The sequence below is a fragment of the Hyphomicrobium sp. DMF-1 genome (genome assembly GCF_027886585.1).
Taxonomy (GTDB): domain Bacteria; phylum Pseudomonadota; class Alphaproteobacteria; order Rhizobiales; family Hyphomicrobiaceae; genus Hyphomicrobium_C; species Hyphomicrobium_C zavarzinii.
Genome location: NZ_CP115706.1, coordinates 4,410,916 through 4,431,096 on the forward strand (window position 1 = coordinate 4,410,916; position 20,181 = coordinate 4,431,096).

Below are 20,181 nucleotides of genomic sequence, written 5' to 3' on the forward strand. Positions count from 1 at the left end.
TGCGTCAGCGCCGTAGCGAAGGCACGCGAAAATCTTCACCGCCAAAACGCCGCTGCTTCCACGGCCACATCCTTCTGCCCGAGGAAGCTTTTCAACGCACCAGCAGTCGCGGCACTCTCCCAGAACGTGCCTAGCCCTATGATGAGAACGAGCCGCCCAAGCTTCATCATCTGGTCCTGTCCCTATCAAAACGCGAAGCCCCACCCGAACACAAGGCATGCGGCCCCACATTGCCCATCCTAGTCCCCGCAGAGATTGCTGATTTCGCGCGGCGCTTTTACGGCCGATCCTTTAGCGATCTCATCCCAAATTTTTTCACGAGGCCCATGCCCCCGAGCATAGCCACCAAGAAATTAGTCGATCTCAGTTCTCGCGGAGAGAGCTTCCCGCATCGCGCCGTATTTCTGTTCCAGCCTTTCCCACGTACTGTCGCCCGTGACCGTGAACTTGAAGCGGTTCATGGCCAAATCGTTCAGGCTATTGATGGGATAGGATTCAGACGCACCCGACATCCAGTCCCGGACGGACTGCATCTCCGGGCGCACGAAATCCACCAGATCGTTTCGGCCGGGTGATGCGATAAACACAACCAGCCCGTCTTTGGTTTCAACGATAACCTCCGGAAACACTTCGGCCAGCGTCTTGTAGATGATGAGTGATACGGGAGAGAACGGGTTCGACTCTTCGCTCCAAACGGATACCACACCATCCTGTTTCAGATGTTTTGCAAGGTTCTGATACATCTCCCGCGAGAACAGGTGCGTGGCGTTCATGTTCTGCATCCACGCTACATCTATGGCTATGACATCGTAAAGATCACCTTCGCCGCGCACCGCAAAGTGGCGGAACCCGTCATCGATAAGGATCGTCACTCGCGGATCGTCGGTCGATGGTTTCAGGAGCGGGCGAAACAGCTCCTGTGCCCTCGGCATCTCGGGGTTCAGTTCGATGACATCAACCGTTCCCGATTCCGGCAACCGGGAGAGAATTCCCGACAGGGTTATCCCGCAGCCAAGGCCGACATTCGCTACCCGCATGTTTTCGCGCTCACCAACGATCTTCATCGGAATCTCGCCGGTATCCCACGCCGAAGGGTCAACATGACCGGCCCAGCGTTCCCCAACGCTGCACAAGGGCCGGTTATCGATATTGATGATTGTCTGCCCGCCGATTTCAGTAGCGCTTAAAAGCCCGTAGGGTGAGCGTGTTTCAAAAAGGATTTTTCCGTCCTCCTGTGTCAGCTCAATCGGAAACCCCTCAACTGTCAGAACATCCTTATGCTTGCCTGCCATGGGCGAGGCAAACTGCCCAAGAGCAATCAGCGTCACACCACACGCCATAGAAGCCCATCTCAAAGGACCCGGGATCAACAGCAGGGAAAGCGATTGTATCGCCAAAACTCCGGCAAAGCTGGCATTGATGCCCCATAGCGGGATCAACAAAAAGCCGCCGACCAAAGCCCCCAGAACGGAGCCTGCCGTATCGGCAATAATGATGGCGCGGCCCTGCTCCGTCTGCGCTACAGGCGCCATCAGCGATATCACCAGCGCGCCCGCTAAAGCAGCCGAGAGCATGGAGAATGAAGCGGCCATGCCAACCGTAGCAAACAGCCCGAACCACAGCACCCCGGCCCACCAGATAAAGAAGAATGCCAGCGCCATCGTGGCCATTGAGAGTGCTATCAGCCACGGTATCGGCAAGTTCCAGCGCCGCACGGCCAACGACCCCAAAAGAAAACCCAGAAGGTGAAGTGTGATGATGGAGGCGGCGACATATTCCGAATTGGCGACATAGAAAAAGATGATCCGGTTAAAGATAAACTGGCCCATCAATGACCAAGCGCCGACAAGCAGCGCCAGTGCGATGCGCCGCCATTCCACGGCACCTAGTTCCATGTGACGACCACGCGGCCGTAAGCGCCAAGCCCGCCGTCATAGCTTGAACCGTTACCGCCGGTACCTCTGGCCCCTACCACCACCGGCACGATCTCTCCGGGAGTGTACACTCCAGCTGCGTAGGAGCGTGCTGAGTAACCGCCACCACCAGCGCCGCTGCCTCTGCAGTTACCTGAGCGTCCGCCTGAATAACCGCCGCCAGCGCCGCCGCCGCCCGGAGCAACGCCCGGTCTTCCCGTACCGTAACCCGGGATTGTATCTCCACCCGCCCCACCGTTAGCGCCGTCTCCACCCGGCCCGGCCTGTGTCCCGGCGGTGCTGCCGTTCTGACCTGTCAGATTTGTGGTGCCGCCCGATGCCGTCCCTCCTGCCCCTCCGGCAGTCGTTGAGGCGCGCGTGCCACCATTCGCTGTGACGGTTCCGTCCCAACGCGATAACCCGCCGCTGACGCCCGCGACTTTTGTTGTCGTGCTACACCCCGCTCCTCCTCCACCGGCACCCCAAACCTGCACCGTAAGAGTGTTATAGGCAGGCACTGTGAAGTTGAATGACCCGGATGTCGTGAAAGACTGCGAGCCGGGCACGACGTTGGCTTCGGTCGTTACACTCCAAGCATTGGTTACGCCACCAACGTTCACCGTCGCAGTGAGCGCCGTGTTATAGGAGGCGCTCGATGTAAGCCGCACAGCCAGAGTTTGACCGTTGGTGATGTTGCCCGATGTTGTCCAAGCCCCTCCGGCGATTGATATCTGCGGAGAGCCCGAGCCGCTGACCGAAACCGGCGTCGTGGTGTTGATGCCGCCAATTGCGATACTGTTCGACGTTGTCAGCGTACTCCGCGCAACGTCTGTCTGATCGGTGAATGTGAACGCATTCGGTGTCGTATCCGCCGCCAGCGTGGTCACGCTCCATGCGTCCGTCACGCCGCCGACATTCACCGTCGCCGTAATGGCGGTTGAGAAGGAGGCGCTGGAGGTCAGGCGCACGGCAAGCGTTTGCCCGTTGGTGATATTGCCCGATGTCCCCCAAGCTCCGCCTGCAATGGAGATCTGCGCGCCCGTGCCGGTTACGGAAACGGGAGTCGTTGTGTTGATGCCCGTGATGGTCACGGCACTGGCCGTTGTCAGCGTACTAAGAGCGGCATTCGTCAAGTTCGGCGTGAAGTCAAATGCAACGGGTGTCGTATCCGCCGCCAGCGTGGTCACGCTCCACGCATCTGTTACCCCTCCGACAGTCACCGTGGCCGTGATCGCTGTGGAGAATGAGGCGCTTGAAGTGAGGCGCACAGCCAATGTCTGGCCGTTGGTGATATTTCCGCTCGTGCCCCACGCGCCGCCATTGATAGAAATTTGAGCGCCCGCGCCGGTAACAGAGACCGGCGTCGTTGTATTAATGCCGTTGATGGTCACCGCTGACGCCGTTGTCAGCGTACTCAGGTTCGCGTTCGTGACATTCGGCGTGAAATCGAACGCATCGGGCGTCGTGTCCACCGGAAGCGTTGTTACGCTCCACGTATCGGTAACCCCGCCGACATTCACTGTCGCCGTGATCGCTGTAGAGAATGAAGCGCTGGAGGTCAGCCGCACAGCCACTGTCTGGCCGTTGGTGATGTTTCCGCTCGTAACCCATGCGCCGCCAGCGATCGAGATCTGCGCTCCCGCGCCAGTGACAGATACCGGAGTCGTCGTATTGATGCCGCTGATAGTCACCGCGCTGGCAGTGGTGAGCGTACTCAGGTTCGCGTTCGTAACATTCGGTGTGAAGTCAAAGGCATTCGGCGTCGTATCCATCGCCATGGTCGTGACCGACCATGTGTCTTGGGTAGACCCGACCGAAATCGTTGCCATATGCGCTGTGCTGAACGAAGCGCTGGAGGTTAGCCGCACGGCGAGCGTCTGACCATTGGCAATGCTGCCTGTTGTTCCCCACGCCCCTCCGTTGATGGAAATCTGGGGGCTGCCTTGCCCTGATACTTCCACCTCGCCGGGACAACCTGCGGGGATACCGCTGATCGTGACGGAACTCGCCGTGGTTAGAGTGGAAAGCGCGGCGTTCGTCGCATCTGCAAATGTGAAGGCGCTGGACGACCCGCTTCCGTAGGTTCCAGTGACGCCCAGCAGTTGTGACCCGCAACGCAGATTCGCGGCTGTGAACTGCGGATCGTTCGAGTTCCGCAGCGCTGCCAGCGTGCATTCCCCAGCATCGTCGTTTTGACACTGGGGTAATCTAAAAGGGAGCCAGGACGTCGTACCTCCGTCGCAGTAGTGCCATTTTGGATTGCCGCTGGCGTTGTATTTAATCAGCCCGTCTTTTTCTACAGTGCATGGCCCCGTATCGTTCTGCCCTTGAAGCGCGGCCAGCCCGCCGCCCCCTGTTGCGCTTTGCCATTGCGATCCGTCGCAGATGAGCGTGATCTCGCTAACGTCGCGGTCGGCGCTGGCATTTCGCCTGATATAGCCCTCCTCCTGCGCTGTGCAGGCATCTCCGGGTTTCGTGTCTGTGCCGCCGAGCTGCGCTTGGGCCGATACGGACAGTGTGATCAAAGTCAGAAGGGCGAGAAGAATTCTAGTCATCGGCGGCCTCCTTGCTGAGGCTTTCGATTTTCTTGTCGAAATGCTCTACGCCTTTATCCGAGAGCGTTGCGCCATAGACGATGCCTTCACGGACGACGAGTCCGTCCTGATTGAGGAGTGCCACAGGCTTGTCGTCGATGATGAAAACGAAGGTCTTCGTGTTTTGATCGATCTCGATCCGTGTCGGCTGCTGGCTTGCAGCGTCTTCTGCGAGCGCCGGATGTCCGGCGAGTGCCGCGCATGCGGCGGCGGTGGCAATGAATAAACGCATGAACTCCCCCAACTTCAAAACGAAACGGCCACCCGAGGATTGTCCTCATGGTGACCGGGAGTTCGAAACCGCTACAAAGAACAAACGGTGCGGCAGTCTTTAGCCGCGAAAGCCTGAACATACACTGCCGCCTCCCGGTCTAAGCCGAGAAGCGACATCTTTGGCGCGCTTCGCCATTTTGATGAGGAAGACGCACCAAGTAACGGCTGATGCCTGCCGTTCTTTGTATGGGGTTTCGACACCCCGACTGGAAAAACTCCAGCTTCTTCTATTCTATACATTTTTTGTATATAAATAAACATTATTCGATTTCACGCCCAAACTGGCGGGTTTACCTAAAGCAAAAGGATGGCGGGCCGTCTCGAACCCAAAATGGGTTCGAGAGAGAAAGGAAACCCCATGCCCCGCTACCGTGTCACCCAATACCGCGATGCCCGCCAGATCTTCGCAGCCATCATTCCGGCCGACTCTTCCGAAGCCGCCCTGGCTCTGGCGGAAGGCGACAACTGTCACTGGATCCCAGGTGACACCCACGCCTTGGACGAGCGCGATATTCCCTTCGACGAAATCCAGGAGCTGGATGACTTATCTGTCGTTCTCGAACCCGGCACCATCCCTACAAAAATCTGGTTGCTGCATATCGATGACGGCGACAACGAACCGAGCGTCGATATCTTCAGCCACAAGCCTTCCGCGCTGATCGCCTTCGAAGCTGCCCTTACGCCCTACATGACCGGTGAAGAACGACGGACATTCTCCGGAGACCCGGAAGCCGCTTACGAATCCATCCTCAAACGGGAAGGCGGCGATCTTCCCTACGGCCATGTCTGCCGTCTCGACGAACACCGTCTGAGCGTCTATCCCGCCACGCCCGCCTGATGGCCCCCAAAGAGAAAGGATGGCTTCCCATGCGTCGCCGCAGAGCGGCTTTGCAGAGGGCAAGGCAGCTCCCGCGGATCAAACCGCAACGATGGAGCCATCATGCAAACTTCAAACTCATTTCAGGAGAGCCTTGCGCTCGCCCCCTCCAACACACCCGCACCGGCCACGGCCAAAGGCGAACGCATCGTCGCGGCAGCCCACCTGCTTGTCCCGCTCCTTGAGCAAGGCACAAAGATCGAAGCCCACGCCCTGCGCGATACGATGCGTTGCGTATTTCAAACCAACGACAATGAGGGCCTATGGCAATGGAAGGACGCCTACGAGGCCTGCGAAGCCGCACTCATAATTTTCCTGCAGAAGTACCTTGCCGCCATGCGCGAGAGAGCCGGCGCACCCCGCAATGTTCTGCCGATGCTGCGCACCCTTGCCGATCTCATCCCGACCCACACCCGCCGCTCGGAAGACAGCCAGGCCTTCCAGCAATTCTCCACTCCCCTCGAACTCGCCTTCATCGCCGCCGAGGCTGGTGCCATCACGCAGACCGATACCCTGCTCGAACCTTCAGCCGGAACCGGCATGCTGGCCGTCCACGCCCACGCCCTGCAGGCCAAGCCCATCCTCAATGAACTTGCGGCCACCCGCGCCGATATGCTCGCCGCGTTGTTCCCCAGCGCACACCTCTCACGCTTCAACGCCGAAAATATCGATGACTACCTGCCCCGCGCCCTGCAACCCAGCCTCGTGCTCATGAACCCGCCCTTCTCGGCCAAGGCCAATGTCGCAAGCAAACATCAGGGCGTCGACGCGCTCCATATCCATGCCGCCCTCAAGCGCCTCGCCCCCGGCGGACGCTTGGTCGCCATCACCGGAAAGGCATGCATTCCATCGAACCCCTCATATCTCGATATCTTCGGCAAGATTGGAGATCTCGGCCAGATCCTGTTTTCAGCCTCCCTTGGCGGCCGCTTCTTCGCCAAGCACGGCACCGCCATCGAAACCCGCATCACCGTCATCGAAAAAGGCTCCGAGCACGCCACGCCGCCCGCCTATCATGACGACATCACCGATCCGGCCCTGTTGCTCGACCTGATCCAGTGCAGCCTTCCCGCGCGCAGCGTCCCAAACATTCCGGCCCTTCCCGATCCAGCCGCGTCCCCGATCGCGCTGTTCTCTACGCAAAAGCGCCGACCCGCGACGGCCGCCCCGGCCGCCAAGGCCCCCGAACCGGAAAACATCACCGAACTCGACTACCATCCGCGTGAGGATGCCGCCCAAGCCCCGGCCACCAGCGATAATATTTACGAGCCGTATCGCCTCGATTCCATCGCCATACCCGGCGCCAAACCGCATCCCTCCAAGCTCATGCAATCGGCGGCGATGGCATCCGTGAGGCCCCCGGTACCGACCTACCGTCCGCATCTTCCCGCCAAGCTGATCGAAGACGGCATCCTCTCCGATGCCCAGCTCGAAACCATCATTCTGGCCGGTGAAGCCCACAACCATTATCTCTCCGGCAAATGGCTCCTGGGCGACAAGCCCCACGCCCTTCACCCCGCCAAAGACGATGACGACACGGCCGTCACCTACCGCAAAGGGTTCTTCATCGGCGACGGCACCGGATGCGGTAAGGGCCGCGAAGCCGCGGGCATCATTCTCGACAACTGGCTCAAAGGCCGCCGCCGCGCACTCTGGATCTCAAAGAACGACGAGCTTCTGGAAGACGCCCAGCGCGATTGGTCCGATCTCGGGCAGGAAAAGCTGCAGATCGTGCTGCAAGGAAAATTCTCACCTGGGAAACCCATCGTCCTCGATGAAGGAATCCTTTTCACCACATACGCTACGTTGCGATCCGCTGGCACGAACAGCAAAGGCTCACGCCTGCAACAGATCCTCGACTGGCTGGGCCGCGATTTCGACGGACCGATCATCCTCGATGAAGCCCACGCCCTTGCCAACGCCTCCCCCGGCGAATCCGAACGCGGCAAAATCAGCGCCTCGCTGCAAGGCATCGCCGGGCTTTCTCTGCAAAACGCCCTGCCCCACGCCCGCGTCACCTATGTGTCCGCAACCGGCGCCACGGTTGTCGAGAATCTCGCCTACGCCTCCCGCCTTGGATTCTGGGGCGGAGCTGATTTCCCATTCGTCACCCGCGCCGAATTCATTCAGGCCATGCATGCCGGCGGCATCCCCGCCATGGAAGTGCTGGCCCGCGATGCCAAGGCCCTGGGCCTTTATACCGCGCGCACGCTCTCCTTCGAGGACGTTGAGGTCGACATGCTGGAGCATGTGCTGACCGCCGAGCAGATCCGCATCTACGACGCCTATGCCGAAGCGTTCCAGATCATCCATCACAACCTGACCGACGCCCTCGATGCCGCCAACATTACCAGCCCGGAGGACGGCACCCTCAACGGCCAGGCCAAAAGCGCGGCCAAAGGGGCCTTCGAATCCAACAAGCAGCGCTTCTTCAACCACCTGATCACATCCATGAAAATTCCGACCTTGATCAAGGCTCTGCAGGCCGATCTCGATCGCGGTCACGCCCCCGTCATCCAGCTGGTCACAACATCGGAAGCCCTCTTGAAGCGCCGCCTAGCGCTCATTCCGCCATCGGAATGGGGCGATCTCAACATCGACATCACCCCGCGCGAATACGTACTCGACTATCTGCATCACGCGTTCCCCATCACGCTTTACGAAACCTATTCCGACGAAGACGGCAAGCTCCATTCCCGCCCCGCCATGGAAGACGGCCAGCCCGTCATCTGCCGTGCGGCCGAGAGCCTGCGCGATGACATGATCGAAAGCCTCTCTGCCCTTCCGGCCGTTCAATCGGCCCTCGATCAGATCATCCAGCACTTCGGCACCGATATCGTCGCCGAGGTCACGGGCCGCAGCCGCCGCATCGTCAAAAAGACCGGCGCACACGGCCGCCCCGTGCTGGCCGTTGAAAACCGCTCCGGTTCGGCCAATCTCGCCGAAACCGCCGCCTTCATGGACGATCGCAAGCAGATCCTGATTTTTTCCGATGCGGGCGGCACCGGGCGCAGCTATCACGCCGCGCTCACCGCCAACAACCAGCGCCGCCGCGTCCACTACGTTCTGGAACCCGGCTGGAAAGCCGACGCCGCCATTCAAGGCCTCGGCCGCACCAACCGCACCCATCAAGCCTCCGCTCCCGTTTGCCGCCCCGTGGCCACGGATGTTCGCGGTGAAAAGCGCTTTCTCTCCACCATCGCCAGACGCCTCGATACCCTCGGCGCCATCACAAAAGGCCAGCGTCAAACCGGCGGCCAGGGTCTCTTCCGCCCGGAAGACAATCTGGAAAGCCCCTACGCCCGTACGGCCCTCAACGTCTTCTACCAGCAGATCATCCTGGGCAAGATCCCGGAATGCTCGCTCGCAGACTTCGAAGATGTGACTGGCCTTAAGCTTTCGATTGATCTCGGCGCGGTACGCTCCGAAATGCCGCCCATGCACACCTTCCTCAACCGCATGCTGGCGCTTAAAATCGAAATGCAGAACGCGCTGTTCGCGCATCTGGAAAACATCCTCGCCGGCATCATCGAGCACGCGATCTCCGAAGGCCGCTACGAAATCGGTCTCGAAACCATCACCGCCCACAGCCTGATCGTCACCAAGCGCCAGGCAATCGACCGTCACAAGAGCGGGGCCGAAACCCTGCTCTATGAAGTGGAGCGCAAGAACCGGACCGCGCCCCTGACGCTCGAACGCGCCATCGAGATTACCTTCGACGCCAAGACCAAATTCATCCGCAACGAAAAATCCGGCACCGCCGCTCTCCTGGTCAGTGCCCCCTCACGCACAATCGAGGACGGCTCGGTCGAGCGCCGCTACCGCATCCTCCGCCCAATGGAAACCGATTACCTCAGCGAAACCAGCCTGCACCTTTCATCCTGGAAAGAGTGCGACCGCGAAACCTTCGAACAGCTCTGGGCCGCCCAGCTTGCAAAAATCCCCGAGTTCGTCACCTCGCGCCTGTTCATCGTCACAGGCCTCCTGCTTCCGATCTGGAACCGCCTGCCCAACGATCACTGCCATATTTATCGCTTCACCACCGATGACGGCGAAAAAGTCATCGGACGCCCAGTGAATATGGCCGATCTGGCCAATCTGGGACTCACGCCCAGCTTCGAACAACCGGGCGAAGCCTACGACCACCTGACCACCGGCGGCTTTATCGATCTCGCCGAAGGCCTGAGCCTGCGCAAGGTCAGCGTCATGTATGCCCCGCGCATCGAGCTCACCGGCTTCAATGACATCAGCCTGCCAGGCTTCAAGGCCATGGGCCTCACCACCGAGATCATCGCCTACAAGCTGCGCCTGTTCGTGCCCATGGGCGATGACGCCAACGGCATTCTCGACAAGCTTTTCAAACGCTATCCCCCGCTCTGATCCCGCCTGTTGCCAACCCACGCCTCCTCTCCGGCTGATGCCGCAGAGAGGAGGAGGCCCCATGGCGCAAGAAAGGACGCGCGTATGAGCAAAGATACCAATGAAATCGCCAGGCTCTTGTCCCGTCATGCCCTGGCCGTCTGCCAGACCTATCTCCCCAATGGCCGCAAGACCGGCAATCACTGGATCATCGGAAATCTTTCCGGTGACAAAGGCCGCAGCATGCACGTGCGCTTGCACGGCTCCGACTATGGGCCCGGCGCAGCCGGAAAATGGTCGGACAAAGCGACAGGCGAACACGGCGATCTTCTCGATATCATCGCCGCCGCCAACGGCGGCATCAGCTTTCCCGAAACCCTCGATGAAGCACGCCGCTTTCTATCCCTTCCGCGGCCCAATCCGCCGCCACCCGCAACATCGTTTCTCCCTTCCGAACATGCCGCCAAAGCCATGCGCCTGTTCCGTTCGGGCAAAAACCTCCACGGCACCCAAGCCGAACGCTATCTGCGCAGCCGGGCCATTACCGCTTCGTTGGAATACGAGGCGTTGCGTTTCCATCCCAACTGCTACTATCGCGAGGACGATGATGCACCGCTGCAAGCCTTTCCCGCCCTGCTGGCCGCAATCACCGATCTGTCCGGCACGCTGACCGGCGTCAATCGCACCTGGCTCGATCCGGCCACGCCCGCCCTGGCTTCCATTCTCGATCCGCGACGCGCCATGGGCCGCATGATTGGCCATGGCGTGCGTTTCGGCGTTGCCCACGACGTCCTCATCGCCGGTGAGGGCCTTGAGACCATGCTGTCCATCCGTACGCTTCTGCCGTGGATCCCTGCCGTATCGGCACTGACAGCCGACCACCTCGCCCTTTTGCGCCTGCCGCTCTCGTTGCGCCGCCTGTATGTCGCGCTCGATAACGATCCCGCCGGCGACATGGCCTGGGCCGCCCTTTCGCGCACCGCTCGCGCCCAAGGCACCGCTGCCTTTCCGCTGATTCCCGCGCTCGATGACTGGAACGGCGATCTGCGCCAGCTCGGCTTTGCCGCATCGCGCGATCTGGCCCTTGCGCAACTGCACCCGGACGATATCGCCCCGGTTTTGTCCCCATTGAATCAATCAGCCCCCGGCGAGGAAAGCCCGATCCCTGCGCGCGGGACGGCATAGCCCCTTTCCGCGGCCCGCATCGATGGCCCGGGACCGCTCTCCCAGAAAAGCAGCGCGCGTGGAGCCACGGCCTTTTGAAGACGCGATCATGCCAGAGCCAGCGCGGGGTCAACCCAGAGGGTCGGCGCGTTGCGCCGCCTTGCGCGCGGACAAGTCCGCGGCGCTGCGGTGACACCCGCTTTCTGGCTCAGGCAAGAGGATCGCGAAAGGCCGTGGATGGTCCACGGCTTCCGAACTTTATCTAAGGAGAAATCTATGTCCCACTACGATCCTTCCGAGCACGCCTCCTACGAGGGCTCCGCTACCGCCGCCGTCATCGAAGGTCTGAAGACCTTCGGTTACACCCCATCTGCCGATGAAATCGACCAACGGCCTCTGCCGGAAACCGAGGATATGGACCAGGCGATTTCCGCCATGTTCCAGATCATGTCAGATACACTGCAGGACAGCGCCTTGGAGCCCGACCTCGAAGATCTGCTCTGGTCGCTCGCCAATCTCTTCCACCGCAAAGCGGCCACCGTGCAACGCATGCTCGATGACAACGAATCGCGCCAGCGCTATTCGCAGGAGCAGCAGGACGGCTCGGAAGTCCGTTCCGTCGAGCTGGAAAACCTCATCGCCCACGGCATGGCCATCCTGCAAAAGCGCGACCTCTTCGAATCCTGCCGCGATCTCGCCGGCGCGCATTTCGAAGCCATCACCGGAAGCGCTTGGCGTCCCAAGGCCGGATCGCTTGCCAACCGCAAGACCATGACCGCCGCCATCCTCGACTCCAAGGATTACATCAAGGCCAAGCGGTACAAGGAAACCAACACACTCACCCCACCGGGAACTCTGATCGCCTTGTCCGGCGGCGTCGAATACAACAACGTGGCGCTCATCTACGAAAAGCTCGATACACTGCTCAAGCGCTTCCCCGACATGATCCTGATCCATGGCGGTGCCGACAAGGGCGCTGATCTCATTGCCACCAAATGGGCCTCCGCCCGCGGCGTCACACATATGCCGTTCAAGCCCGACTTCGCCCGCTGGGGCAAGACCCGCGCCGGCTTCATGCGCAACGATGAGATCCTCAAGCTCGAGCCGCGCGGCGTGCTTGTCTTCGACGGCACCGGCGTCCAGCACAACATGGCCGACAAGGCCAAAGCCGCCAAGATCCCGCTCAACGATTACCGTACCCAGAAGGTCGCGCGGTAAGCGATGACCGCCCAAGCCCTGAGCGCTTCGCGGCGCTCGGGGTTTTTTTATGCCTCATCCAAATCATGTCTTGCACTTAAAGCCCACGCGCGATCAACGCCCACAGCGCGCTCGGTGCTTACCTGCGCCAATAGTCAAAGCGGGCCCTGGAAAATCGCTCGATCAATTCCGCATCCCCGCACGAGGCCATTCATCGTTACGCGGATATTCATTTCCGTTTTTCAAGAGAAAGAGGGCCGTCGGCAGAGCGCGAACCGTTCCGGTTCAAAGAGAGCGCAAACGCGCCATTCCCAACCTCTCAGCAAAGGACCCGAGCCATGACCCTCTCCAACAGCGCCGTTGGCGACATTCTCTATACCTCCTGGGGTTACGAGCAGACCAACATCGATTTCTATGAAATCGTGGCACGCCGCGGAAAATCCACGCTGGCTCTGCGCAAGCTCCAATGCAGCAGCGAAGACGAAGGCTGGTGCCGCCACAAGGTCATGCCGCTCAAAGGCCAATTCGTCGGCGACCAGATCCTCACGCGGCGCATCAGCAAGCACGGCACAGCCAAAGTCGAAACCTATGCCTATTTGCACCCCTGGGACGGCGCGCCCAAACACGCCACCAGCTACGCCTGAGGTAGCCACCACGTTTCATAGCGAAAGAATTTCCCATGCCCCCAAAACCACCAAAACAAATGACCGTGACCATCACACTCGACAACGACTGCTTCGCCCAAAATCTCGAAGCCGAAGTCGCAGCCATCCTTACCGACCTTGCCAATCGCATCCAACACGAAGGCGCCGGGCTGGAAGCCCGCAAGCTCCTCGACAGCAACGGCAACAACGTCGGCAACGTCTCGCTCTCTTACCGGTAGACCCCGCTTTTCACTCGCACATTTCTTGAGAAAAAAAGGCCGTGTTCTACCCCGGCGAAAACTGGGAGCGACACCGGAGAGTTGCCGCGGCCGCATCCCAAAAAAAACCAACCGAAAGGACCCTTCCCATGACCGTCACCCTCACCGATCCGCAAAGCGCGACCGCGCTCAAGGCCGCCCAGCGTCAACTCGAACGCATGCTGGATGACGATGAGCTGCGCTTTTGCAGCCAGACCGGCGCCACCCTCGAGCAAATCATCTCCAATATCCACCAGGCGCTGATCAACCCGCTGAAGCCCGCCCAGACGATCAATCCGGCTGAGATCAAAATCTACGCCGTCCATGACGCAACCGATCCAGACCACGCGGTCAGCCTCTGCGGATACAGCTTCAGTGCCGTACCCGGCAACGCCGAGCCCCATCATCGCCATCAGCCGATCGATCCCCTGAACCCCGGCGCCAGCCTGCATCTCTATTGCTTCAAAACACCCGAGCAAGCCTCGGCCTTCATCGGCGGATTGCAACTCTTCCGCGCTGATGCATGCGGCCAGACCATGCAGACCTTTGCCCCGGATCTAACGGCTGTTCTGGTCGAGTTCTACGATTCGGCCGCAAACCATCTCATCATCAACACCGATCACCTGATCTCCGCCCCGAGCGTCCCGGCCCATGATCAATACATCGTTCTGGTGCAAACCGAGGCCGACCCAGAAACCTGGCGCTTCCTGCACTTCTCGGCCGACGATCCCCAACACGCGCAAGAACAAGCGCTAGATGAAGATCCGAACAACACCGTCACGGCCGTTTTTCACCGGATACAGTAGGCCCTCTGATCCCACACATCACCCACGACCAGCTGCGCCATTCGCGCTGGCACCAAGCCCTGAGCGCTGACCGGCTCGGGGCTTCATTATTTTCAGCATCCAGCCAGAGAAAGAGACCGGCGCGGGCGGGCGAAGCGCGCCCGCAGGATTGAGAGGCGTGCCCTCAACCCGATCTGAAAGGACCATCCCATGACCGCAACCGCCATCGCCCAGCTCCAGTTCATGACCGCAGCCGAAGTCTGCGCCGCCGCTCCCCTGGGCGCCATCATTCGCTACACCGATCTAGCGCCGGAACCGCCGCTGCGCTTCAAAAACAAGCATGCCGTCTGGCGGCGCTCCAACGCCCAAGGTCGCCTCATATCTGTCACGCCAGGCGAGAACGGGCATCCCGGCCACTTCACCCTGCACGAGGGCGATTTCGGCAACGGCAATATCGTCGTCCTAACAATCCGCAAAACCTTCGCCCTCGACAGCAGCCTGGGCTTTGCCATCGCCCAAATGCCCGCGCCGGGCTCGGTCGCCGTGCTCACCGCCTGGAACGATATCCCCGAGCTCCAGCATCTCGCCGCCAATCTGCAGGATGCCGCTGACTGGATGCGCACGAATCAGCACCACGGCGCCTACCTGGAGCCCGTCCTCGCCTGCACGCAGCGCGCTCAATGACCACCATGAAGAAGGAGCCTTTTCTCCATGAAATTCCTGACCCCGCACCAGCACGCCCAGCTGATCGCCAATGGCAAAGCCCAAGCCCCCGTCAAAGGCACCGGCCGCGAAATCGACTTTCTTCCCGTCGTGCGCCTCTTCAATCCCTATGGAGCGGGAACATGGCTGCTCACCGAGATCGATGCCGATGATCCCGATATCGCCTGGGGCTTGGCCGATCTCAACTGCGGGTGCGCCGAAATTGGCGCCATCAGCCTGTCGGAGCTTTCCGCGCTCCGCCACCCAGTTGGGTTTTTTCTGATCGAACGCGATCAGCACTGGAGCCCGCGCGCTCCCATCTCCGCCTACATCAAGGCATCTGTCGCCGCCGGCCGCATCGTCGAGCCAGACCTCGAACCTGTTTCGAACTGACGCTTTCCAGCCTGACCGGTCGGTCAATTCCCCACAACAGCAGAGATCGAGAACGCCCCCGGTGGGGCGAGCCGGAGGCTGCGCCAGAGAAGAGATTCGATCGCCGCCCTCCCGGCACCCATCACCCTCCAACAATCACCATAACCAGGAGCTTTTCCATGACCAAACCCAAGACCAAAACCGCCAGCCCCGCCCCCGAAGCCGTGCAGATTTATCCCAGCCGCATGATCCCGCTCAATCTGCTCGATGTCGACGAGGCCAATGTCCGCCAGATCAAGAACGGCGTAACCATCGAAATCCTGGCCGATGACATCGCCGAACGCTCCCTAATCCAATCCCTCAACGTGCGCACCGCCACCGATGCCGACGGCAAACCAACCGGGCGTTTTGGCGTCAAAGCCGGCGGTCGCCGCCTCAAGGCGCTGCAGATCCTGGTCAAGCGCAAGCACATCGCCCCCGACGAGCCGATCCCCTGCATCGTCAAGGACGACGGCAATGCCACCGATGACAGCCTCGCGGAAAACATCTTCCGCGAGCAGCTGCACCCGCTCGATCAATTCAGGGCCTTCAAAGATCTCGCCGAACAGGGCATCCCCGATGCCGCCATCGCCAAGCGCTATCACGTTACCGAGCGCTTCGTGCAACAGCGCCTGAAGCTCGCCAAGGCCAGCCCGAAGCTGCTCAAAGCCTTCCAGGACGAGGAGATCAGCCTCGAACAGCTGCAGGCCTTTTGCGTCACCGACGACCACAAACGCCAGGACTCCATCCTCAAGCTGATCAAGGGCGGCCAGCGCTATGGTGCCTATGACATCAGGAGAACCCTGACGGAAGATTCGATCGAAGCCGACGATCCGCGTGCCCGTTTCGTAGGCCTAGAGGCCTACACGGCCGCCGGCGGCACCCTGATGCAAGATCTCTTCAGGGAGGAAAGCGGCCCCTGGCTGCAGGATCCGGTCCTGCTCGATCAACTGGCCATCGCCAAGCTCGAAGCTGTCCGCGACAACATCCTGGCCAAGGGTTTCAAATGGGCCGAGATCTGCTTCGTCGGCACCAATATCTGGGACGTGAAGCGCAATCTGGCCACCATCCCCAACCTTCCCTCCTCCCTCACCAAGGAGGAGGCAGCGCAGGAAGAGCAGCTTCACGCCGAGCACGACACGCTGATCGAAGAAATCGAAAATACCGGCGAGGAACCCTCAGCGCGCAACGGGGCCCGGCTTGAAAATATCCGCACCACCCTGGTCGAGCTGCGCAACCGCCCGCCGCGCATGTCGGCCAAGCAGATCTCCCGTTCCGGCGTTCTCATCCGCATCGATAGCGACGGCGATCTCAGCATCGAATACGGGTTCCTCAAGCCCGAAGACGTCAAGCAGGCGAAGAAAGCCGCCCCCAAATCCTCACGCGCTGAGGGCAACGAGGACGATCTCGACCACGATGCTGACGATTCTGGCGGAGACGAGGATGACGACGACAGCGACGATTACGTCCGCGCCGACAACAATCCCGGCGCCAACATCGCCGGAAAGCTGCTCTCCGACAGCCTGACCCGCGATATTACCTCCTACCGCACGGTCGCGCTGCAAAACGCCATGGCCCAGGACTTCAATACCTCCTTCCTGGCCGCCCTGCACGCCTTCTGCCTCTCGCTCTTCTACCGGCGCGGCGAGTTCCACCAAAGCACGGACTCACACAAGGCGTGCGCCAAGATCGCGCCCACGATGACCGAGTTCCGCGGCGTTCAGGGTCTGGATGAGTTCGAACCGCAAAAGCAGATCACCCAGCGCCACCAGCACTGGCGCGACCGTCTGCCGGAAAACTCGGACGCGCTGTGGAATGCCCTGAACGAGCTTTCCAACGAGGAACGCGGCGAACTTTTCTCGCACTGCGTCAGCCTGACCCTCGATGCGGTGCATGGCAATCAGGCCCGCTCCTCCTCGGCGCTGCATTCCGACCAGCTGGCCGAAGCCGTCCAGCTCGACATGGCGCAGGCCGGATGGATCTCCACCGCCGCCAATTACTTCGGCCGCATCAACAAGGAACAGATCATCCAGGCTGTGAAGGAGGCCGTCCCCGCCAAGGCTGCCCTGATCGATCACCTCAAGAAAGGCGTGATGGCCGCCGAAGCCGAGCGCATCATCAAGGACACCAACTGGCTCCCCCCTTTGCTGCGCGCCCCGTTCACGGCCATGCCGGAGCCTGAGACCGATGCCGCTGCCGGGGAAACTCCGGCCGAGACCAAAAAACCCGAAATACCCGCATTCCTAAAAGGTGGCCTCAACGGCGCTTCCCCCCCGCCTGCCGCCTAGCCGGAACGCCCCGCGCCTCAAACCCTATCCCCACACACAGAGGCGCGGGGCCCTTTCTTTCAACCCCGACACTGGAGAGCCCACGACAAAACCCGCCAACCCGAAAAGGAGATTGCTTTCAGCACCCGCAATGACCGCTACCCCCCGAACCTCCCTCTACCGAAGAACCCATTCCCTGACCACCGAGCTCCTGCACGCCGGAATCGCCGCCCACCATATCCACGGCCTGTTCCTGTCCGGCAACGACACCGATGCCCTAGGCCAGATGACCAAGCTCATCCAGCACATGCGGATCGCCATGCAAGACCGGCGCGAAATCACCCGCCTGATCAAAAAGGGCGTGCTCTCCCCACCTTCAACCAAGCAGCGCAGCTAGGAGGCGACCATGACAAACCCGCAAACCCAAGAACTCTGGATCACCTTGCGCTTCAAAGGCTATGCCGATGCCGCAGCCCCGGCCCAGCACGTCGCCGAGCACACCCTTGCCGACCTGCAAGCCCATCTCGAGCGGCGCTATGGCGCGTTACCCTTCGCAATCTCGCAACCGGGCGAGGTGATCGATGTCGAGGACGAAGCCCAAATCTACGACACGCAAGAACCAACGCCGCTCTACGATCATGCCATGACGATCGCGTTTTCGCTGCGCTCAGAACATCCGTCCGGCGAAGACCTCACCCCGCAGCAAATCCGCAACGCCCTCTATCAGCGCCTTACCAGATTAGATGACGATGAGCTTATCGAAGCCACCGGCGCGCCGTTCGATACATATGAAGTCGATCAATCCATCCCGGTTACAAGCCCTGCGCTTCCCGCCGAGATCACCCGGCAAAGCACCTTCCAGGTCGATCACGAGGCATCGGACGGTACCTGTTTTTCCGTGCAAGTCGCCGGGATCGCCACCGTCACCATCAAGCGCGAAAGCGAAGGCATCGTCGCTGATATCTACCCGCTTCACGCCTCCGGTGAGCCCGTGGCCTCGACCTACGCTTTCGATCACGACCTTACCGACACAGACCCCCAACCAGAAAAGGACCCCGACACCAATGGCTAATTACACCGCCGCTGCCCGCAGCAACTATTTCCGCGTTAAAAATCCCAAGACGTTCCGGCGTTGGTGCAAGGTTTTCGATCTCGACATCCTCATGCCCGACGACGCCGGCCCGGAGCCCTTCTTCGCCATCACCCCTTCCAGCGATACCGGCTCATGGCCCGGCTTCCATCCCGATACCGATGAGGAAATCGACATCCATCACGAGCTCGCGCCCCATCTCGATCCGCGCGATGTCGCCATTCTCATGCAATCCGGCCACGAAAAGCTGCGCTACATCACCGGCTTTGCCACCGCCGTCCATGCCGACGGCCGCACCGTCACAATTTCGCTTCGCGACATCTACGACCGCGCGCGCGAAGAATTCGGACAAGACCTTTCCATCACCGAAGCAATTTACTAGCGCCCCTTTAAAATCGGCCCCCGCTTGATCAACAAAAGGTCTGACGCCGCAGCATTGCCGCCGAGGACCGCATGCACCGCATTCTCAATGCTCTCGCATACCTTGCCTTCATCATCTCCTACGCCCCGGCCGCAGGCTTTGCCGTGCTCGGTCCGGTTTTTGATCGTGCCCCTCCTTGGGCTGCCGCAGCATTCGGAGCCGCACTGCTGCTGGCTCCCCCAGCTACCGCAAGTTCGATGCGCCCGATCTTTTCGGCATTGCCTCCGGTGAGCTGCGCTACACATCGCTCTTTGCGCTGCCGGCCATCCTGATCGCGCTCTATCACGTGGCAATCGCCAACACGGCCCAGGCCATCCACGATTTCGATTTCGCGGCAACCCTCTGCGCCCTTGGCGTTGTCATCGCCCTGATCGGCGCGGCGCTTCCCCTCCGTCCCGACAATGACCGCGAAAACACCCACGACTTTTAGAGGAAGAGATGTGCGCCAGCCGGGCAAGCCGGCTGCGCCGCCAGAGAAAGCTCGCCCTCGGCAACCCTCAACCCTAACCAAGGAGCGTTCCATGGGATGGATCTATCTGGACCTCGCCCGCGCCGGTCTCTCGCTTGAACAAGCCAAGATCAACCACGTGCGCGACGCCGCCCAATACGGCCCCGGCACGGCCGCACGCATCATCATGCACGAATGGCACCCCCGCACCTGGTACGCGATCATCGGTCTTTATGCGGTCCATTCCGATCAGCGCATGCAACCGCCCCATACCGTCTTTCTGCGTACCGACCGCATCGACACAAGCGACGGGCTATTTGGCTACAAGGACATGACCGAGCAGATGGGCCCGCTGGTCGACGATACGCCCTCCTTGGCCATGGTCCGCGCCATCTTCCGCTACATCCCTTACGCCGAAGGCGATGCCATCGCCTTCCGGCAATCGCTCGGCATTCCCTTCCTCCGCAAAGGCCGCGCCGAGGCCGCGATGAAGGAGGCCCCATGAACCTCATCAAACACAGCTACGGCGGCCGCAAGCCCGCCCGCTATTACATCGACGGCAAGCGCGTTTCGCCCGGCCGCTATGAGCTCACCGTCATCGAAGCCCGTATCGCGGGCTGGCAGCACTGTTCCTTTTGGGGGCGCACCCTTTGCACCGCGCCCGGCCGCGAACACTACCTCTACGGATCGTCCATCAACCGCTGACAGAAAGGATCGTCATGGCCACCACCAAACCCCTCCGCGCCCGTCCCCGAAAGACTGGCCCTGCATTCACAGGC

Annotated in this window: 20 protein-coding genes; 16 read left to right on the forward strand and 4 right to left on the reverse strand. The window is 60.8% G+C overall.

The window, feature by feature from the left end; all coding sequences use genetic code 11:
* Positions 1-35: 35 nt before the first annotated feature.
* From PE058_RS20320 to PE058_RS20335, 4 genes are all read right to left on the reverse strand, one after another.
* Positions 36-170, reverse strand: a complete 135-nt coding sequence (locus tag PE058_RS20320) for a hypothetical protein (RefSeq protein ID WP_271029323.1) — start codon at positions 168-170, stop codon at positions 36-38.
* A 183-nt stretch (positions 171-353) separates the two neighbouring features.
* Positions 354-1,895, reverse strand: a complete 1,542-nt coding sequence (locus PE058_RS20325; protein WP_271029324.1) for a hypothetical protein — start codon at positions 1,893-1,895, stop codon at positions 354-356.
* Positions 1,886-4,468, reverse strand: coding sequence for a beta strand repeat-containing protein (locus PE058_RS20330; RefSeq protein WP_271029325.1), 2,583 nt, complete (start codon positions 4,466-4,468; stop codon positions 1,886-1,888). Before PE058_RS20330 ends, PE058_RS20325 begins: the two co-directional genes overlap by 10 nt.
* A complete protein-coding gene (locus PE058_RS20335; RefSeq protein ID WP_271029326.1) occupies positions 4,461-4,739 on the reverse strand; it encodes a hypothetical protein in 279 nt (92 codons plus the stop codon). The genes PE058_RS20330 and PE058_RS20335 overlap by 8 nt, the downstream gene beginning before the upstream one ends.
* 399 nt (positions 4,740-5,138) lie before the next feature.
* Here PE058_RS20335 and PE058_RS20340 point away from each other — a divergent pair, with 399 nt between their 5' ends.
* The 16 genes from PE058_RS20340 to PE058_RS20415 all read left to right on the forward strand — a co-directional run bounded on the left by PE058_RS20340 (position 5,139) and on the right by PE058_RS20415 (position 20,107).
* Complete coding sequence (locus PE058_RS20340; protein ID WP_271029327.1) at positions 5,139-5,618, forward strand: hypothetical protein; 480 nt, start codon at positions 5,139-5,141, stop codon at positions 5,616-5,618.
* A gap of 102 nt (positions 5,619-5,720) precedes the next feature.
* Positions 5,721-10,037: a strawberry notch-like NTP hydrolase domain-containing protein gene (locus PE058_RS20345; RefSeq protein ID WP_271029328.1), complete on the forward strand. Its 4,317-nt coding sequence runs from the start codon at positions 5,721-5,723 to the stop codon at positions 10,035-10,037.
* An 84-nt stretch (positions 10,038-10,121) separates the two neighbouring features.
* A complete protein-coding gene (locus PE058_RS20350; protein ID WP_271029329.1) occupies positions 10,122-11,201 on the forward strand; it encodes a DUF7146 domain-containing protein in 1,080 nt (359 codons plus the stop codon).
* A 255-nt stretch (positions 11,202-11,456) separates the two neighbouring features.
* On the forward strand, positions 11,457-12,398 hold the full coding sequence (locus tag PE058_RS20355; protein ID WP_271029330.1) for a DUF2493 domain-containing protein: 942 nt from the start codon (positions 11,457-11,459) through the stop codon (positions 12,396-12,398).
* Between the two features lie 317 nt (positions 12,399-12,715).
* Positions 12,716-13,021 carry a hypothetical protein gene (locus PE058_RS20360; RefSeq protein ID WP_271029331.1) on the forward strand — a complete coding sequence of 102 codons (306 nt, stop codon included), beginning with the start codon at positions 12,716-12,718 and terminating at the stop codon, positions 13,019-13,021.
* A 59-nt stretch (positions 13,022-13,080) separates the two neighbouring features.
* Positions 13,081-13,260 carry a hypothetical protein gene (locus PE058_RS20365; RefSeq protein ID WP_271029332.1) on the forward strand — a complete coding sequence of 60 codons (180 nt, stop codon included), beginning with the start codon at positions 13,081-13,083 and terminating at the stop codon, positions 13,258-13,260.
* A gap of 128 nt (positions 13,261-13,388) precedes the next feature.
* Complete coding sequence (locus PE058_RS20370; RefSeq protein ID WP_271029333.1) at positions 13,389-14,084, forward strand: hypothetical protein; 696 nt, start codon at positions 13,389-13,391, stop codon at positions 14,082-14,084.
* A gap of 189 nt (positions 14,085-14,273) precedes the next feature.
* A complete protein-coding gene (locus tag PE058_RS20375; protein ID WP_271029334.1) occupies positions 14,274-14,747 on the forward strand; it encodes a hypothetical protein in 474 nt (157 codons plus the stop codon).
* 27 nt (positions 14,748-14,774) lie between these two features.
* Positions 14,775-15,158, forward strand: a complete 384-nt coding sequence (locus PE058_RS20380; protein WP_271029335.1) for a DUF2958 domain-containing protein — start codon at positions 14,775-14,777, stop codon at positions 15,156-15,158.
* A gap of 158 nt (positions 15,159-15,316) precedes the next feature.
* Positions 15,317-17,464, forward strand: a complete 2,148-nt coding sequence (locus PE058_RS20385; RefSeq protein ID WP_271029336.1) for a ParB/RepB/Spo0J family partition protein — start codon at positions 15,317-15,319, stop codon at positions 17,462-17,464.
* Between the two features lie 130 nt (positions 17,465-17,594).
* The gene (locus PE058_RS20390) at positions 17,595-17,840 is read left to right on the forward strand and encodes a hypothetical protein (protein ID WP_271029337.1); all 246 of its coding nucleotides are present in this window, start codon (positions 17,595-17,597) and stop codon (positions 17,838-17,840) included.
* A gap of 9 nt (positions 17,841-17,849) precedes the next feature.
* Positions 17,850-18,515 carry a hypothetical protein gene (locus PE058_RS20395; protein ID WP_271029338.1) on the forward strand — a complete coding sequence of 222 codons (666 nt, stop codon included), beginning with the start codon at positions 17,850-17,852 and terminating at the stop codon, positions 18,513-18,515.
* The gene (locus PE058_RS20400) at positions 18,508-18,915 is read left to right on the forward strand and encodes a hypothetical protein (protein ID WP_271029339.1); all 408 of its coding nucleotides are present in this window, start codon (positions 18,508-18,510) and stop codon (positions 18,913-18,915) included. The genes PE058_RS20395 and PE058_RS20400 overlap by 8 nt, the downstream gene beginning before the upstream one ends.
* Positions 18,916-19,090: 175 nt before the next feature.
* Positions 19,091-19,384 (forward strand): hypothetical protein, encoded by a 294-nt coding sequence (locus tag PE058_RS20405; protein ID WP_271029340.1) that lies wholly within the window; start codon positions 19,091-19,093, stop codon positions 19,382-19,384.
* Between the two features lie 91 nt (positions 19,385-19,475).
* The gene (locus tag PE058_RS20410; RefSeq protein WP_271029341.1) at positions 19,476-19,907 is read left to right on the forward strand and encodes a hypothetical protein; all 432 of its coding nucleotides are present in this window, start codon (positions 19,476-19,478) and stop codon (positions 19,905-19,907) included.
* Positions 19,904-20,107, forward strand: a complete 204-nt coding sequence (locus PE058_RS20415; protein WP_271029342.1) for a hypothetical protein — start codon at positions 19,904-19,906, stop codon at positions 20,105-20,107. The genes PE058_RS20410 and PE058_RS20415 overlap by 4 nt, the downstream gene beginning before the upstream one ends.
* Positions 20,108-20,181: the final 74 nt, after the last annotated feature.

What these genes read in the sequence shown, in the direction of transcription:
- PE058_RS20320 (WP_271029323.1), bottom strand. Translation starts at nt 170, where the DNA reads ATGATGAAGCTTGGGCGGCTCGTTCTCATCATAGGGCTAGGCACGTTC.
- PE058_RS20390 (WP_271029337.1), top strand. Translation starts at nt 17,595, where the DNA reads ATGACCGCTACCCCCCGAACCTCCCTCTACCGAAGAACCCATTCCCTG.
- PE058_RS20355 (WP_271029330.1), top strand. Translation starts at nt 11,457, where the DNA reads ATGTCCCACTACGATCCTTCCGAGCACGCCTCCTACGAGGGCTCCGCT.
- PE058_RS20360 (WP_271029331.1), top strand. Translation starts at nt 12,716, where the DNA reads ATGACCCTCTCCAACAGCGCCGTTGGCGACATTCTCTATACCTCCTGG.
- PE058_RS20365 (WP_271029332.1), top strand. Translation starts at nt 13,081, where the DNA reads ATGACCGTGACCATCACACTCGACAACGACTGCTTCGCCCAAAATCTC.
- PE058_RS20330 (WP_271029325.1), bottom strand. Translation starts at nt 4,468, where the DNA reads ATGACTAGAATTCTTCTCGCCCTTCTGACTTTGATCACACTGTCCGTA.
- PE058_RS20375 (WP_271029334.1), top strand. Translation starts at nt 14,274, where the DNA reads ATGACCGCAACCGCCATCGCCCAGCTCCAGTTCATGACCGCAGCCGAA.
- PE058_RS20370 (WP_271029333.1), top strand. Translation starts at nt 13,389, where the DNA reads ATGACCGTCACCCTCACCGATCCGCAAAGCGCGACCGCGCTCAAGGCC.
- PE058_RS20385 (WP_271029336.1), top strand. Translation starts at nt 15,317, where the DNA reads ATGACCAAACCCAAGACCAAAACCGCCAGCCCCGCCCCCGAAGCCGTG.
- PE058_RS20345 (WP_271029328.1), top strand. Translation starts at nt 5,721, where the DNA reads ATGCAAACTTCAAACTCATTTCAGGAGAGCCTTGCGCTCGCCCCCTCC.
- PE058_RS20340 (WP_271029327.1), top strand. Translation starts at nt 5,139, where the DNA reads ATGCCCCGCTACCGTGTCACCCAATACCGCGATGCCCGCCAGATCTTC.
- PE058_RS20415 (WP_271029342.1), top strand. Translation starts at nt 19,904, where the DNA reads ATGAACCTCATCAAACACAGCTACGGCGGCCGCAAGCCCGCCCGCTAT.
- PE058_RS20395 (WP_271029338.1), top strand. Translation starts at nt 17,850, where the DNA reads ATGACAAACCCGCAAACCCAAGAACTCTGGATCACCTTGCGCTTCAAA.
- PE058_RS20380 (WP_271029335.1), top strand. Translation starts at nt 14,775, where the DNA reads ATGAAATTCCTGACCCCGCACCAGCACGCCCAGCTGATCGCCAATGGC.
- PE058_RS20400 (WP_271029339.1), top strand. Translation starts at nt 18,508, where the DNA reads ATGGCTAATTACACCGCCGCTGCCCGCAGCAACTATTTCCGCGTTAAA.
- PE058_RS20410 (WP_271029341.1), top strand. Translation starts at nt 19,476, where the DNA reads ATGGGATGGATCTATCTGGACCTCGCCCGCGCCGGTCTCTCGCTTGAA.
- PE058_RS20350 (WP_271029329.1), top strand. Translation starts at nt 10,122, where the DNA reads ATGAGCAAAGATACCAATGAAATCGCCAGGCTCTTGTCCCGTCATGCC.
- PE058_RS20325 (WP_271029324.1), bottom strand. Translation starts at nt 1,895, where the DNA reads ATGGAACTAGGTGCCGTGGAATGGCGGCGCATCGCACTGGCGCTGCTT.
- PE058_RS20335 (WP_271029326.1), bottom strand. Translation starts at nt 4,739, where the DNA reads ATGCGTTTATTCATTGCCACCGCCGCCGCATGCGCGGCACTCGCCGGA.